Consider the following 14,402-nt stretch of genomic DNA (forward strand, 5'->3'; position numbering starts at 1 on the left):
GACGTTGCCCTTGATGTAGTGCTTCAAACGGGCCGAATCCTTGTTGGCCGTACGACTCGCCAGCCCTCGATCAGGATCGTGATGGCCTGCCGGACCGTCGACTGGCTACGCACGTCGTAGAGATCCGCCAACTCCTTGGCCGAGGGCAGCTTGTGACCTGGCGGCCACTCGCCGTCGGCATGCGCTTCCTGATGTCGGCGATGATCCGCCGGTAGTACGGCTCGAACTTCGCGGCGAGGGCATGCGAGGTACTCCCAACCAGCCAGTAGATCTACCGCTGGCCGTCGGGTCGATCTCGTACAAAGACGCCGCGACCCTGGTGCCCCTCGACCAGGCCCTCGGCACGCAGCGTCAGCATGGCCGAGCGGATGACCTGGGTAGAGACCCCGTAATGGGCGCACAGTTCAGAGATGGACGGCAGCTTGTCGCCAGGCTTCAGGTCGCCCGACTTGATCCGATCGCGAATCTCGGTGGCGATGCGCTCGTAGAACGGCGTGACTGACATGGTGGTGCTCCCTCGTCGGCACCACCATCTGACGACTCTTCGCTTATGACATCAAGTTCTTGGTATTTCAAGGGTTGCACTACTGATACTAGGCATCATATGTTGACGCCGAGGCGGCCCTCGTCGGCAAAACAAGGGGCGACTCACCCCCGGGTACGCCCGGTTCGCCGGGGCGGCACCTGTGCGCCGCCCCGGCGTCTTCACAGCTTTTGAGCAGGAGGTTTGACGTGACCGCTTCAGAGACCGAGACGGAAGTGCCGGAGGCGAGCGCAATCTGGTCCGTGGAGCGGGTGACGGCCGAGTTGCGCGAGACGTACCTCGCCGTCGCCGCCGCCGCCGTGTTGCTGGAACGGACCGGCGTTGGCTGCGCCCACCCGGCGATCCGGCTGGCACGGCGCAGCGGTGAGGACGCGCTCGACCTGGCCGGTGACGCCGAGCGGCAGCTCAGCGACGGCATCCACCTGCTCCGCGCCGACGCTGGCCACCAGGATCGGTCCACCATCGGCGCTCTGGTCGAGGTCCTGGACACCGTGCGAGACCAGTTGGTCGGTGCGGCCTCCCGCATCGGTGCGCTCCCGGCCCGGATCACGGCCGCCGGGCAGCAACTCCTCGGCCCCGACCCGCACGACCGGCCCAGCGACCCGGCGACCGAGACGGCGGCCGGGCAGTGGAACCGGGCCGCCGACCAGCTCGGGCTCATGACCGAGAGCCTGTCCGCTGCGGTCACCGCGCTCACGTCGTACACCGGCGGGCTGTCCAGCGCGGAGCCCGCCACCGCCTGAAACCTGCCCGCGGACTTTCGTGGGACGGAAGGCCCGGGGTGGGTGCCGGTCGACCCCGCCCGCCCCGGTGCCGCCCAGCAACCACATCGAACGGAAGGCAGTCCACCGTGATCTACCAGGCCAGGGGGCGCCTGCTCCCCCAGCACGTCCGCGGCGTCACCTTCGACGTCCGCCGGTGGCGCGGCGTCGACCCCACCCAGGTGTACGGCTACCTCGCCCTTGTCGCCGACGAACTGGAACGGCTGAGCCGCGATCTCGCCACCGCACACACCGAGGGTGAACGCATCCGCCAGGCCCTGCGGCAGTGGCAGTCGCGGCACACCGACTGTCGGCACGCCCCGACAGCCCTGAACAGCCGGTGGTCCCGGTGACCGAACCGCACTGGATCATCCACCTGCCGACCACCCTGCACCGGGTCGACGACGCTGCGGCGCTGGCCATGGCGCTGCGCCATTCCCTCGGCCATGTGCTCGCCATCGACTTCGGCGAGACGACGCTCAGCGAGGAGGACCGACAGTTCCTGCGTACCCGAGTCTGGTGTGACACCAGGCTCGCCGGGACCGGCCGCTGCGGACGCCCGGCCGACCACGACGGACCCTGCCTGGCACGGTGACACGGCGCTCGGCGGGTTGTTGGCGATCGACTCCAAGCAGAGTGTAGAAAGCTCGGATGAGCCCGGTGAGCCGTCGTCGCAAACGCGCCACGTCCAGTCGGTCCGGCCAGCGGGTCGTGCGTCCTGCCGAGCCTGTCAACGTGGAGCCGTGCGACTGCCCGGCGTGCTCGAATGCGGACTTCGACCCGCAGGATCTCATCGACACCCTGGTCGCCGGGGCCGCTGACCTCCTCAAGACGGACGATCCCATTGAGGCGGAGTTGTTCGCCGCCTCGTTCGTGGCCGCCGGCGACCTCGCCGGCGACGGGTTCGCCGAGGCGCTCGACGCCGGCATCGTGCCGGCCGTGGCCGAGATCGCCACCCCGGAATCTCTCGCGGTGCTGCTCGCGCTCGATGCTGTGCACGGCGGCTCGGCCGCCGCCGACGCCGCCCGGCGTCTGATGACGGCAGGTGTGCCCGCTCCGAGCTGGGCCGACGAGGTGCGCGAGACGCTCCAGGTCGGCACCTCTCGACGGTTCGCCGACCCGGCGGGCAGCAACTCCGTACTCGTCTGCACCTTCGACCGGGCCGGGCGTTCGTACGGGTTCCTGGTCCACATCGACCATCTCGACTGTGACGCTGCGGCGAACCTGGTGTTGTTTCCCGCCGAGGTCCTGGACGAGGTCGTCAGCTCGCTTGCGGAGAACAGCCGCCGCGCGGGCGTGACAGTCACCGAGGAGTCGCTGGACCCGGCCGAACTTCGCTGGCAGGTCGAACGTGCCCTCGACGCCCGCGCGGACCACGACCGCGAGGCCGACCCGGCCGAGCTGGCCGACGAGTTCGAGGAAGGGGACGAGGAGGGGCCGGGTTACCACCTGCTGGCCGTGCTCCTGCGTGCCTGGATCCGAACGTTGCCCGAACCGACCCGGCCAGCCGCCCGGCACCACGACGGCCAGGCCGCTCTCAGTCTGTTGGACGACGTGGCGCAGCTCGTCGCGGCAGCGCAGCAGATCCAGAGCCGTGGCCCGCGACGGGCCGACAGCCCCGCGAAGCTGCCGGCGAAGCGGAGGAAGTCCGGGCCGCCCGCGCCGATCTACCAGATCAAGATTGGCCTTCGCGGGGCGAAGCCGCCGATCTGGCGACGCCTGGAACTGCCCGCCGACACCAGCCTGGCCGCCCTTCACCACATCATTCAGGTGGCGTTCGGCTGGAACGACTCCCACCTGCACGTCTTCGAGACCGCGTACGGCGACTTCGGGGTCGCCGACCGGGAACTGGGTTACCGCGCCGAAGCCCCGGTGACGCTGGAGCAGGTCGCGTCCGGCGTCGGTGACCGGTTCAGGTACTCGTACGACTTCGGCGACGGCTGGGAGCACGAGATCGTCGTGGAGAAGGTGCTGCCTCGCCAGGCCATCGCGTACCCCCGATGCACCGCCGGGCGGCGGGCGGCTCCTCCGGACGACTGCGGCGGCGTCTGGGGTTACGCCGAACTTGTCGAGGTGCTGGGCGATCCCGGTCACCCCCATCACGGCGGTCGACTGGAATGGCTCGGACTCGCCTCGGCCGCCGATTTCCAACCCGCCCGGTTCGACGCCGCCGAGATCACCCGAGCCCTGCAGGCGTGAGCATGCGAGCGATGCCCTGAACGATTCAGGACCGGGACGGCACACCAGCCGGCCACGGGCGGTGCCGCTGCCCCGGATCCGGGGCAGGTCTACAGGCTCCGACCACCCGACGGCAGGTCTGCACCAACGCTGCTGCGAGGGCCGGGCAGCGGTGGGACACCTCGATGGGTGAGGATCGACAAATGATCTTCTGCTGCACGGCAGCATGGCGACGGTTCGGCGCAGCGGCCGCGGTGCCTCTCGCGCTCGCCGCCTGCACCCCCGGCGACCATCGCGGCCAGGGCGGAGACCCGACGGGCCCGCCGCCGACCGTGTCGAGCCCCACCCCGTCGGCCAGCATCGAGCCGCTGGCCGAGTGCCCGGCCTCCGGCGTCCGGATCCGGTCCACCGGGTCGGACGCCGCGATGGGCCTGCGCGCCCTCGGCCTTGAGCTGGTCAACTGCGGCGACCGCCCCTACCAGCTCAACGGGTACCCGGTCCTGCACGTGTTCGACGACCAGCGCGAGCCGGTCATGGTGCGCGTGGTCAACGGTGCCAGGGAGATCACCTCGGGCTTCGACCAGCCGGCCCGGCCGGTGCCCCTCGCCCCCGGAGAGCGGGCCACCGCCGTGATGCTCTGGCGCAACCTCGTCACCGACTCGACGGTGGTCGCCACGAACGGGAAGTACCTGACCGTCGCGCCCGCCGCCGGGCAACCGGCCGCCGAGGTCGACCCGGACGGACCGGTCGACCTCGGCAACACCGGCCGGATCGGCGTCAGCGCCTGGAAGAAGGCCGACCCGGCTACGACGTGATGTCCTTGCGGGTGAAGCGCCAGAACGCCAGCCCCCAGAACAGCGTCGCGTAGCTGATCGCCGAGACGCAGCCTCGTACCACGTCGTCGGTCTGCACCGGGGTCGACAGCAACCCCAGCCAGGCCGTGCTGAAGTGGGTGGGTAGGAAGTCGCGTACCGCGCCCAGGGCGGTGATCTGGTCCAGGATGCTGGACAGGATCCACAGCAGCACCGCCCCACCCACCGCGCCCAACGCGGCGTCAGTGGTCACCGACAGCAGGAACGCCAGCCCGGCCACCACCAGGAGTACGACAGCCAGGTAGCCGAGCACCGCCAGCAACCGGAGCAGCCCCTCGGTGGGTTCCAGCTCGGCGGCGACGGTGCTGCGCAGCGGCGACCAGCCGTACCGCAGGGTCCCGACCAGCAGCGCGGTGCCGGCCAACAACAGCAGGGCCAGTCCCGAGTACGCGAGCGCGACCACCAGCTTCACCGTCAGCAGCCGGGCCCGGGGCACCGGGACCGCCAGCAGGTAGCGCAGGCTCCCCCAGCTCGCCTCGCTGGCCACCGTGTCCCCGCAGAACAGCGCGACGACGACCACCAGCAGGAACGACGCCGACACGAAGATCGAGAACAGGGTGAAGTTGAGGCCGCCCGAGGTGGCCAACTCGACCAGGCTGGAGAACTCGTTGCGGCCGTTGTCGTCGTCGCCCGAGTCGAACTGGAAGGCGATCAGGATGATCAGCGGCAGGAGCACCATGAAGCCGAGCGCCAACTGGGTACGCCGCCGGGACGCCTGCCGGCGGAACTCCGCCGCGAAGGGCATGGTGGCCGACGCCCGGTAACCGCGGGCCTCGCCCGCTTCCGAAACAACCATCACCGGTCACCGCTTCCCCGAGAGTTCTCGCCCACCAGGGCGAGGAACGCGTCCTCCAGGCGGCGCCGGGGCACCACCCGGTCCACCCCGATGCCGGCGCGAACCAGCTCGGCCACCACCTCGCTGCGGGCCGTGCCGTTGGTGTCGACCACCAACTGGCCGTCGCTCTCCGGCAGCACCCGGACGCCGTGCAGCCGGTCCAGCACCGCCCGCGCCGCCACCCGGTCGCTGACGTCGAACAACACGCTCGGCGACTCGCCCACGATCTCCTCCACCGGCCCGGACGCCACGATCCGACCCTTGTTCACCACCACCGCGTGCGTGCAGGTCTGCTCGACCTCGGCCAACAGGTGGCTGGAGACCAGCACCGCCCGGCCGTCCGTGGCGTAGCGCTGGAGCACCCGGCGCATCTCGGCGATCTGCGGCGGGTCGAGCCCGTCGGTGGGCTCGTCCAGCACCAGCAACTCGGGGAGGCCGAGCATGGCCTGGGCGATGGCCAGGCGCTGACGCATGCCGTGGCTGTAGTTCTTGATCTTCCGGTGCACCGAGTCGCCCAGGCCGGCGATCTCCAACGCCGCGTCGAACTGCGCGTCCTCCCACGGCCGCCCGGTGGCTCGCCAGTACGCCTTCAGGTTCTCCAGACCCGACAGGTGCGGCAGGAAGCCAGGGCCCTCGACCAGCGCGCCGATCCTCGACAGCACCGGCGAGCCGGGGACCAGCCGGCGACCGAAGACGTAGATCTCGCCGGCGGTCGGCTGGGTCAGCCCCATCAACACCCGCAGGGTGGTCGTCTTGCCGGCGCCGTTCGGCCCGAGCAGACCCACCACCTGACCCGGGTGCACCTCGAAGTCCACGTTCGACACGGCGACGAAGCCGTCCGCGTACTCCTTGCGCAGTGCGCGCACGGCCAGCGGGGTGTCCGCGTACTCCGGATGCACCGAGCGGTCCTGGCGACGGTGTCGGCGGCGGACCACTGCGACGACCACGACGAGCCCGACCGCGATGGCGGCGAGCAGGCCGGCGAGCACCCAGCGCCAGAACGTCGCGGCGGTGGGGATCGGTTCGCCGCTGACCGTGGGCACGGTGACCGCGCCGTCCGCCGCCACCGTGTAGACGGTCGGTTGCGCGGGCGTGGTGTACGCCTGGTCGGAGGTGGCCACCACGAGGCGCAGTCGGTGGCCGGCCTCCACCCGCCGGACGATCGCGGGCAGCGTCACGGTGACCGGGCGGGCGTCCTGCATCTGCTGTGGCAGGCCGGTGAGCCGGATCGGGGCGACCAGTCCGTTCGGCAGGGTGGCCGCGCCGTCCGGGTCGATGTCGTAGAGCTTGACGAAGAGCACCGCCTCGCCGGTCGGCGACGCGGCCCGCACGGTGACGGTCGGCGCGCCGGCGACGTCCACCGCCTCGGTCAGCGGTGCCGACTCGAACCGGGCGTGCTGGCCGGGTACGTCGCCGGCGACGCCGTCCAGCAGCGAGGCGAGACCGCCGGCGAACGGGATCGAGGAGATGGCGGCCGGGTTGCCGTTGGGCGGGTTCGCGACCGGCTGGGCCGGACCGGCGACCGGGATCTCCCGGCGCGCGTTGCCGGTCAGGCCCGGGTAGTCGGCGCGGCGGAAGGCGGTGGCGACGAGACCCCTGTCGAGCGCGTCGAACCCGGCGATCCGGGACCAGGTGAAGTCGTCACCGGGCGCGTCGCCCTCACCCTTGACGTAGTGGTCGAGCCACTGGACGGTCAGGAACTTCACCCGGTCCTCATCCGAGCGGGGTCCACTGCCACCGTCGTGCCCGCCGGTGAACCACGCGACGCGGACCGGGGTGCCGGCGGCGGCGATACCGCGCGCGTTCGCGTCGGCCTCGCCGAGGGGGAAGAGCGTGTCCGCCTCGCCCTGCACCAGCAGGGTGGGCGCCTTGATCCGGTCCAGTACGCCCGCCGGGCTGGACCGACGCAGCAGGTCCACGGCGGCCTGGTCGGCGCGACCGGTGGTGGCGATCCGCAGGTACGCGGCGCACACGTCGGCGGCGAAGCGACCACAGGACGGGTCGGCGGCACCGGCCGGGACGCCACCGGGACCGTTACCCGGGCCCGCGCCCGGCCCGGGGCTGGGCGGACCGGCCGACTCCGGTGCGCCCTGCGGCGCGGCGGCGGTCGCGCCGGAGAGCCCGGCCGGACCGGAGCCCACGTTGCCCCCACCACCGAAGAAGAGGCCGGCCCAGCCCTTCTTGAACACGCCCTCGGTCGGTGCCCCGCCGGTGCTCTCCGGCAGGAACGCCCGGGACAGGTCGTTCCACGTGATCATCGGGACGATCGCGTCGACCCGGGTGTCCTGGGCGGCCAGCAGCAGCGCCAACCCGCCGCCGTACGAGCCGCCGACCACCCCCACCTGCGGGTCACCGGCGGCGTTGGTGCGCACCTCCGGCCGAGCTGCCAACCAGTCCAGCAGCCGCTGGGCGTCCCGCACCTCGTAGTCCGGGTTGTCCAGGTGGATCTCGCCGCCGCTGCGGCCGAAGCCCCGCGCGGTCCAGGTGAGCACCGCGTAGCCGCGCCCGGCGAACTCCTCCGCGTCGGAGCGCACCGAGTCCTTCGTACCGCCGAACCCGTGCGCCAACAGCACCGCCGGCACCTTCCGACCCGACGAGGCGTCGTCCGGCAGGTAGAAGGTCGTGTCCAGGTCCACCGGCTGGTCGCCGGCGGGTCCGGAGCGGACGGTGAGCATCGCGCTCTCGGTGCGTACGCCCGACCCCTGCGGCCACACGGCCCAGGTCACGGCGGCGGCCAGGAGCACGACGACCACCGCTGCGGCGATCGCGCGACGGCGGGTGGGCAGGGCACGCCGGAACCACGCGGCCGGCGACGGCGGTGTCATGCGGCACACGGTACGGCCCACAGCCTGAGCGTTGGCTGAGATCCGCCGTACGTCCGTCCGGTTGCCCCGATCGGTGGCGGACGGGGGTGCGAGCGCGCAACGTCCGACGCGGCCCAGTGAGTTGACTTCGGATTCCGTGAATTCCGATCTTTTCCCGGATATCTATACCGATCCCTCCATGTCACACCCATCGACGCAACAGAGCGTGCCCAAGACGCGGACAAATGGTGACATCGCTAGAAGTGACGCGAACCTGACTCGGCGACCGAGGCCTGACGAGTGGGGGGTTCGATTAGTTTTCCGGTCCGGTGCACGGGACTGTTCGGCTACCCGGGACCGCACCGATCCGCGCCCACGCCGGAGGAGACAACACATGACAGTCCCCGCGCCGCGGGCCCGTCGACGGCCGTCCACCATGGGCCGTCTGCTGCCCCTGCTGCTCATCGGGGCACTACTCGCGCCGGTGGGGCTGCTCGTCACGTTCGCCTGGCAGCAGACCAGTGACGACCGGACCCTGGCAGCCCGCGAACGGCTCGGCGTGGAGTACCTCACCGCTCTGGCCGGAGTCACCGACGCCCTGGTCGAGGCCCAGTCCGCCACCGTCAACGGCCGCCCGGTCGCCCGCGAGGCGTTGGACCGGGCGGTCGAGAAGGCCGCCGAGGTGGACGCCCGCATCGGCGTCGAACTGCTCAGCCAGGAACGCTGGGCCGGCGTACGGGCCAAGCTGGAGGCACTGCGCGGACGCAGCGCCGCCGACCCGGAGTCCGCGTACACGGCGTACGGGGAGGTCTCCGATCTCCTGCTGGCCCTGCACCGCAAGGTCCGGGAGAGCTCCGGACTGGTCCGGGACCCCGTGGCCGACTCCTTCTTCCTCCAGGACAGCGCCGGCCAGGAACTGCCCGAGGCGGTGGTGGCCGCCGGTCGACTCGCCGACCTGAGTGCGCTGATCTCCCGTCGACCCGCCGCCGAACAGGCCCGGGGCCTGATGGAGCTGAGCGGCCTGCGGGTGGCCGCACTGGCACCCGCCGGCGACCTCGTCGACAACCTGCGCTCCGCCGTGGACGGCTCGGAGAGCACCGACCTCGGCGCGAACGTGCTGACCCCGCTCGACACCTACCAGCGCTCGGTGGAGGCGCTGGCCGCCTACTCGACCCCGGCGAAGGGCACGGGTGTCGTCGACCAGACCCAGTTGGCAGCCGCCGCGCTCAACACGCACCGCTCGGCGCGTCAACTGCAGCCGGTCATCCTCGCCGAACTCGACGCCCTGCTGGTCGAGCGCATCGACGAGCTGGACCGGGACCGCTGGTCGACCGTCGCAGCGGGGGTGGTGGCTGTGCTGTTGCTGGGCTGGCTCGCCGCGCTGCTGGTCAACGCCGCGGCCCGGGCAAGACGCCGGGCCGCCCTCGCCGCCGGCCACACCGACAGCCCGGACACTCCGATGCGCGACGACCCGTGGCAACCAGCGGTCAGCGAGCCCCGCGGCCTGCAACCCGCCGGCGTCGTCCGGGAACCGGAGACCGCACAGTGGGGGGCGTTCGATGCTGCTCGGTAGGCTCCGCATCCGCGGCAAGCTCGCCCTGCTCGTGGTGATCCCGCTGCTCAGCATGGTCGGACTCGCCGTGCCGGTCATGCTCGACCGGGTCGCCGCAGCGCAGCGGGCCGGCGACACCGCCGAACGGGTACGACTCGCCAGCCGGGTCGGCAGCCTGGTCCAGGAGCTGCAGCAGGAACGCATCCTCTCCATCGGTTACCTGCTCGGTCGGGTGGAACGGAGCGAGCTGGTCCGCAAGTCCGCCGACGTGGACGACCGGGTGGCCGACCTGAGAGCCGGTCGCAACGAAGCGTTGACCGACCGGGTGGACAGCGCCCTGGACCGGGTGTCCAGCCTCGTCGACCTGCGGGCCGCCGTGCTGACCCGGGCCGCGAACCCCGGTCAGGTGATGGAGGCGTTTCGCCCGATCAACACGGGGATCATCGAGTCCCTGCGGCTGGTGTTCGGTGTGGACACCGACACGTTGCCCGGTCGTCAGGTGCTCGCTCTCGACGGGCTGCTCCGGTCCGACGAGGGCCTGGCCGCCTGCGCCACGTTGAGTCTGCTCGTCAAGGCCGCCGGCACCCCGGACACCGTCGCCGGTTACGTGGCGTGCATCGCCGCGCTCCAGGTCGACAACGCACGCTTCCGCAGTCTGATCACGCCCGAACAACTCGCTGTGGCCCAGCTCAACGACGCGGCTGTGGCCGCTCGTACCAGCCCGGACTTCCTGGTCACCAGCGCCCGGGACCCGGCCGCCGCGGTCCGCCCCGTGCCGATGGAGGTGCTCTTCCCGGCCGTCCGCACGATGATCCGGCTCGGCCAGTTCGTCGAGAAGAAGCTGGTCGCCGACGTCCTCGCCGAGGCGACCGCCGAGCAGCGGCGGGCGCTCACCGCCGCGTACCTGGTCGGTGCCGCGGCGGCGTTGATCCTGACGCTGGTGGTGCTGCTCAGTGTGGCGGTCGCGCGGACGGTGGCGCGACCGTTGACCCGCCTCACCAGCTCCGCCGACCGGGTCGCCCGGGTCGCCGAGGCCGAGCTGGTCCGGGTCACCGACGACGAGTCGGAGAGCCCACAACCGGTCCGGTTGGAACCGGTGGACATCCGGGCCAACGACGAGATCGGCGACCTGGCGCGGGCCTTCGACCGGGTGCAGAACACCGCGGCGCGGCTGGTCGAGCGGCAGGTCGCCGGCCGTCGCAACGTGGCGCAGATGTTCGGTCACGTCGGGCGGCGCACCCAGAACCTGGTGGGCCGGCAGATCGCGCTGATCGACAGGCTGGAGCAGCAGGAGGCCGACCCGGGTCGGCTGGAGCACCTGTACCGTCTCGACCACATCTCCAGCCGGCTGCGCCGCAACGCCGGCAGCCTGGTGGTGCTCTCCGGCGCAGCCGGGGCCGACGGCCATACCGCGCCGGTGCCACTGGCCGACCTGGTCCGGTTGGCGCTGGGCGAGATCGAGGACTACACCCGGGTCGAGGTGCGGGTGCCGGCGGGCATCTCGGCCGCGCCGGCGGTGGTCGGCGACCTCATCCTCGCGTTGGCCGAGCTGATGGAGAACGCCACAGTCTTCTCGCCGCCGCACACCCGGGTGCTGGTGACCGCCGAGGCGGCCGGCCTCGGCGCGCGGATCACAGTGGTCGACCACGGCATCGGCATGAGCGAACAACGGCTGGCCGAGGAGAACGCCCGGTTCACCCGCCGGGAACGGCTCGACCTGGCCCCCACCGAGGTGCTCGGTCTCTTCGTGGTCGGTCGGCTGGCCCGTCGGCACGGCTGGGAGGTGGGTCTGGCCGCCACCGGAGGCGGTGGGGTGACCGCACACCTGGAGATCCCGTCGACGTCACTGGTGCTGCGCCGCGCCGACCGGGCCGGAGCTGCCGTGGCCCGGGCCACCGTGCCGGAACGAGACCGGCGTACGGCGGCGGCGGAGACCGAGCAGGACGCCCGCTCTCTCGCGGCGGCCGTCGCCGCGCCGGCCCGATTCGACTCGGACCTCCTCAGCCGGGCCACCCGCAGCCTGGAGGCCGGCCCGTCCTGGAACGCGTTCGGCCACAGCCAGCCCGAGCAGGCCGCGCCCCCCACGCCGGCGACGCCGGAACCGTCGCCCGCGCCGACCGGGCCGCGGATCCGGCAGCGGGTGCCCGGGGCCAGCCTGGGCGCCTCCACCGCGCCGACCCGGCCGGTGGACGCCACCGGGGCGGACCCCGCCGCGGCCCGCGCGTTGGTCGAGGCGTTCCAAGCCGGTGTACGCCGAGCCGAGGCGACCGGTATCAGGTCGGCCGGTGTCGAGGCGACCGTGGCCGACCTGGGCGCGACGGTCGACCTGCCGAGCACACCGGGCGGCGCCGGCCCGGCGGTGGCCGGCAACGGTGGCCCGTCGGACGGCGCTCCGGATCGGCCCCGGCTGAGCCGACGGGTGCCGGGGGCGAACCTAACTGTCGTCCCGGCGTGCCAGCCGCCCAGCACACACCTCGGTGACCCGGCCGAGGTCCGGAACCTCATCAGCGAGTTCGAGGCGGGCGTTGCCCGCGCTCTGCGCGAAGTCAGCCCAGACCACCGGAACGAAGAAGGATCATCACGGTGACCAGCCCCTTCCTGCACGACAACGTCGAGCACCAGAGCCAGCCCGCCGCCAGTGGGGACCTCAGCCCGGAGGCCCGTACGTTCAACTGGCTGCTTGATTCCTTCACTTCCAGCACAGCCGGGGTCCTGGAGGCGATCGCGGTCTCCTCGGACGGCCTGCTGATGGCCATGTCGGCGATCAAGGACCGGTCCAACGCGGAACGGTTGGCGGCTGTCGTGTCCGGGATGACCAGCCTGGCCGGTGGGGCAGCCAGCTGGTACGCGCTCGGCGGCCTGAACCGGGTGATCGTCGACATGGCCGACGGCTACCTGCTGATCAGCGCGATCAGCAGCGGTTCCGTGCTCGGGGTGGTCGCCGACCGGTCGGCGACCCTGGGCACCGTCGCGTACGAGATGACGCTCTTCGCCGGGCGGGCCGGCGGTGCCCTGACCCCGCGTCTGATCGTCGAGTTGAAGAACGCCGTCCAGCAGTGACCCCGGAGGTCGCCGGCGAGGACGCGGACCCGGACCCCCGGGTCCGGATCCGCCCGTACCTGCGCACGCCGTCTCCTGCGGGGGAGGGCGCGGCGGCACCGGCGCTGCCCGAGCCGGGGGTGGGCGGTGGCGGGCCGGCAGGTCCGCGTCCGTTCGTGCTCACCTCCGGGCGGGTGACGGGCGGGGACCCGGCGATCGGGCTGGAGACCCAGGTGACCGTCCGGATGGACAGCGGCTGGTGGTCCGGCCCACCGGACGCGGTGATGGCACCGGAGATCCAGGCGATCATCGCGCTCTGCGCCGAGCCGATCTCGGTGGCCGAGATCTCGGCCCGGACCCGGTTGCACTTCGGTGTGACGCGGGTCCTGGTCGGTGACCTACGGGCGTCCGGGCACCTGGACGTGCACGTCTCCGACAGCGACGACGCCCTCGATCCCAATCTCATCCTGCGAGTGATTGATGGACTCCGTGCGATCTCCTGAATGGCCGGTCGCCCCGCTGGGCGGGGCCTCCGCGAACAGCGCCGCCGCCCGGTACGGCATGTCACCGGGCACCGGGCCGATAGTCGGGCGTGCCGGCCCGCCTCCGACCGCGCCACCGCCGCCCTACCAGCCCTCGTCGGGTGGGCTGCCGACGCCGCCGGTCGGTAAGCCGGCCGCGCCGCCGATCCCGGTCAAGATCCTGGTCGCCGGGGGCTTCGGGGTGGGCAAGACCACCACGGTCGGCGCGATTTCCGAGATCGCACCCCTCACCACCGAGGCCGAGATGACCACCGCCGGGATCGGCGTGGACGACCCGGGTGCCCGGTCGACCAAGACGACCACCACAGTGGCGATGGATTTCGGTTGTGTGACCATCGACCGCAGTCTCAAGCTCTACCTGTTCGGCACGCCGGGGCAGTCCCGGTTCGGTTTCATGTGGGACGACCTGGCGCGGGGGGCGCTGGGTGCGCTGGTGGTGGTGGACAGCTCCCGGCTGGACGACTGCTTCCCGGCGATCGACTTCTTCGAGAGGGCCGGACTGCCGTTCGTGGTCGGGGTCAACGCCTTCGACGGGCGGCTGGCCCTGGAGCTCGGCGAGATCCGTTGGGCGCTGGCCATCGGCGACCACGTGCCCCTGGTGCAGTTCGACGCCCGGGACCGGCTCTCGGTGCGGGACGCCCTGCTGGTCGTCCTGGACCGTGCGCTGGACCGGGCCACGCGGGACCGGAGGGCCTGAGCCGACCGGCTCCGGCCGTGGCGGGAAGGAGTGATGCGGTGAGGGGTGACCTCGACGAGACGCTGGCCCGACTGGCCCGGCGCGAGGAGGCGCAGCGCCGACGGGTCAACGACCAGGACGACACCACACCGCCGTCGGGTCAGCCGGTTCTCGGGCGCGGCAACGCCCGGCCGGGCCGGCACGACCCCCGCCACGCGGGGGCCGATCCCTCGGGCGACACGACCGGGTGGGGTCCGGTCGAGGAGGTGGCCGAGGCGGTACGCCAGGTCGTCGGCGCCCACCCGGGGCTGGTGGTGACCGTGCACGTGGAACACGACGGGCGGACGTACCCGTTGCGGGTGTCCTGGGACGGGTCGGACGTCACTGTCGGGCCGGTGCCCGCGGCGGCCCCGGTGGAACCTCCACCGACGTGGCCGCTGTCCGGCCGGACGGTGCCCGCCTGGGCTCCCGGACCGGTCGGGTTGACGCCGGACCCGGCGGCCCGGCTGGCCGAGCTGATCCGGCGGGACCCGTCGTTGTTGGACGAGTTGGATCCGCGGCGCTGACCGGCGGAGGTGGCTGACGACCGCTACGGTCGG

The 14,402-nt window shown here is 72.2% G+C and carries 14 protein-coding genes; 11 read left to right on the forward strand and 3 right to left on the reverse strand.

Annotated elements, in window-relative coordinates; all coding sequences use genetic code 11:
• Nucleotides 1–271: 271 nt before the first annotated feature.
• Nucleotides 272–505, reverse strand: coding sequence for a winged helix-turn-helix domain-containing protein (locus tag O7631_RS02840; RefSeq protein WP_278142883.1), 234 nt, complete (start codon nucleotides 503–505; stop codon nucleotides 272–274).
• A 227-nt stretch (nucleotides 506–732) separates the two neighbouring features.
• Here O7631_RS02840 and O7631_RS02845 point away from each other — a divergent pair, with 227 nt between their 5' ends.
• From O7631_RS02845 to O7631_RS02865, 5 genes are all read left to right on the forward strand, one after another.
• Complete coding sequence (locus O7631_RS02845; RefSeq protein WP_278142884.1) at nucleotides 733–1,287, forward strand: hypothetical protein; 555 nt, start codon at nucleotides 733–735, stop codon at nucleotides 1,285–1,287.
• Between the two features lie 107 nt (nucleotides 1,288–1,394).
• A complete protein-coding gene (locus tag O7631_RS02850; protein ID WP_278142885.1) occupies nucleotides 1,395–1,658 on the forward strand; it encodes a hypothetical protein in 264 nt (87 codons plus the stop codon).
• Nucleotides 1,646–1,900, forward strand: coding sequence for a hypothetical protein (locus O7631_RS02855; RefSeq protein ID WP_278142886.1), 255 nt, complete (start codon nucleotides 1,646–1,648; stop codon nucleotides 1,898–1,900). The genes O7631_RS02850 and O7631_RS02855 overlap by 13 nt, the downstream gene beginning before the upstream one ends.
• A gap of 56 nt (nucleotides 1,901–1,956) precedes the next feature.
• Nucleotides 1,957–3,504, forward strand: coding sequence for a plasmid pRiA4b ORF-3 family protein (locus O7631_RS02860; RefSeq protein ID WP_278142887.1), 1,548 nt, complete (start codon nucleotides 1,957–1,959; stop codon nucleotides 3,502–3,504).
• A 164-nt stretch (nucleotides 3,505–3,668) separates the two neighbouring features.
• Complete coding sequence (locus O7631_RS02865; RefSeq protein WP_278142888.1) at nucleotides 3,669–4,298, forward strand: DUF4232 domain-containing protein; 630 nt, start codon at nucleotides 3,669–3,671, stop codon at nucleotides 4,296–4,298.
• On the opposite strand, the gene O7631_RS02870 is transcribed toward O7631_RS02865, so the two are convergent.
• Both O7631_RS02870 and O7631_RS02875 read right to left on the reverse strand, forming a co-directional pair.
• The gene (locus O7631_RS02870; protein WP_278142889.1) at nucleotides 4,288–5,151 is read right to left on the reverse strand and encodes an ABC transporter permease subunit; all 864 of its coding nucleotides are present in this window, start codon (nucleotides 5,149–5,151) and stop codon (nucleotides 4,288–4,290) included. The two genes, O7631_RS02865 and O7631_RS02870, sit on opposite strands and share 11 nt — an antisense overlap.
• Nucleotides 5,151–8,015 (reverse strand): alpha/beta fold hydrolase, encoded by a 2,865-nt coding sequence (locus tag O7631_RS02875; protein WP_278142890.1) that lies wholly within the window; start codon nucleotides 8,013–8,015, stop codon nucleotides 5,151–5,153. Before O7631_RS02875 ends, O7631_RS02870 begins: the two co-directional genes overlap by 1 nt.
• A 373-nt stretch (nucleotides 8,016–8,388) precedes the next feature.
• On the opposite strand from O7631_RS02875, the gene O7631_RS02880 reads away from it, so the two are divergent.
• From O7631_RS02880 to O7631_RS02905, 6 genes are read left to right on the forward strand one after another with little or no spacing between them, the layout of a single operon-like run.
• Nucleotides 8,389–9,567 carry a hypothetical protein gene (locus O7631_RS02880; protein ID WP_278142891.1) on the forward strand — a complete coding sequence of 393 codons (1,179 nt, stop codon included), beginning with the start codon at nucleotides 8,389–8,391 and terminating at the stop codon, nucleotides 9,565–9,567.
• Nucleotides 9,554–12,133 (forward strand): nitrate- and nitrite sensing domain-containing protein, encoded by a 2,580-nt coding sequence (locus tag O7631_RS02885; protein WP_278142892.1) that lies wholly within the window; start codon nucleotides 9,554–9,556, stop codon nucleotides 12,131–12,133. Before O7631_RS02880 ends, O7631_RS02885 begins: the two co-directional genes overlap by 14 nt.
• A complete protein-coding gene (locus O7631_RS02890; RefSeq protein WP_278142893.1) occupies nucleotides 12,130–12,606 on the forward strand; it encodes a roadblock/LC7 domain-containing protein in 477 nt (158 codons plus the stop codon). The genes O7631_RS02885 and O7631_RS02890 overlap by 4 nt, the downstream gene beginning before the upstream one ends.
• Nucleotides 12,603–13,088 (forward strand): DUF742 domain-containing protein, encoded by a 486-nt coding sequence (locus O7631_RS02895; protein WP_278142894.1) that lies wholly within the window; start codon nucleotides 12,603–12,605, stop codon nucleotides 13,086–13,088. Before O7631_RS02890 ends, O7631_RS02895 begins: the two co-directional genes overlap by 4 nt.
• Nucleotides 13,066–13,824 carry an ATP/GTP-binding protein gene (locus O7631_RS02900; RefSeq protein WP_278142895.1) on the forward strand — a complete coding sequence of 253 codons (759 nt, stop codon included), beginning with the start codon at nucleotides 13,066–13,068 and terminating at the stop codon, nucleotides 13,822–13,824. Before O7631_RS02895 ends, O7631_RS02900 begins: the two co-directional genes overlap by 23 nt.
• 38 nt (nucleotides 13,825–13,862) lie before the next feature.
• Nucleotides 13,863–14,369 (forward strand): hypothetical protein, encoded by a 507-nt coding sequence (locus tag O7631_RS02905; protein ID WP_278142896.1) that lies wholly within the window; start codon nucleotides 13,863–13,865, stop codon nucleotides 14,367–14,369.
• Nucleotides 14,370–14,402: the final 33 nt, after the last annotated feature.

Origin of the sequence: Micromonospora sp. WMMD967 (assembly GCF_029626165.1) — a bacterium.
In the GTDB taxonomy this organism is placed as follows: domain Bacteria; phylum Actinomycetota; class Actinomycetes; order Mycobacteriales; family Micromonosporaceae; genus Micromonospora; species Micromonospora taraxaci.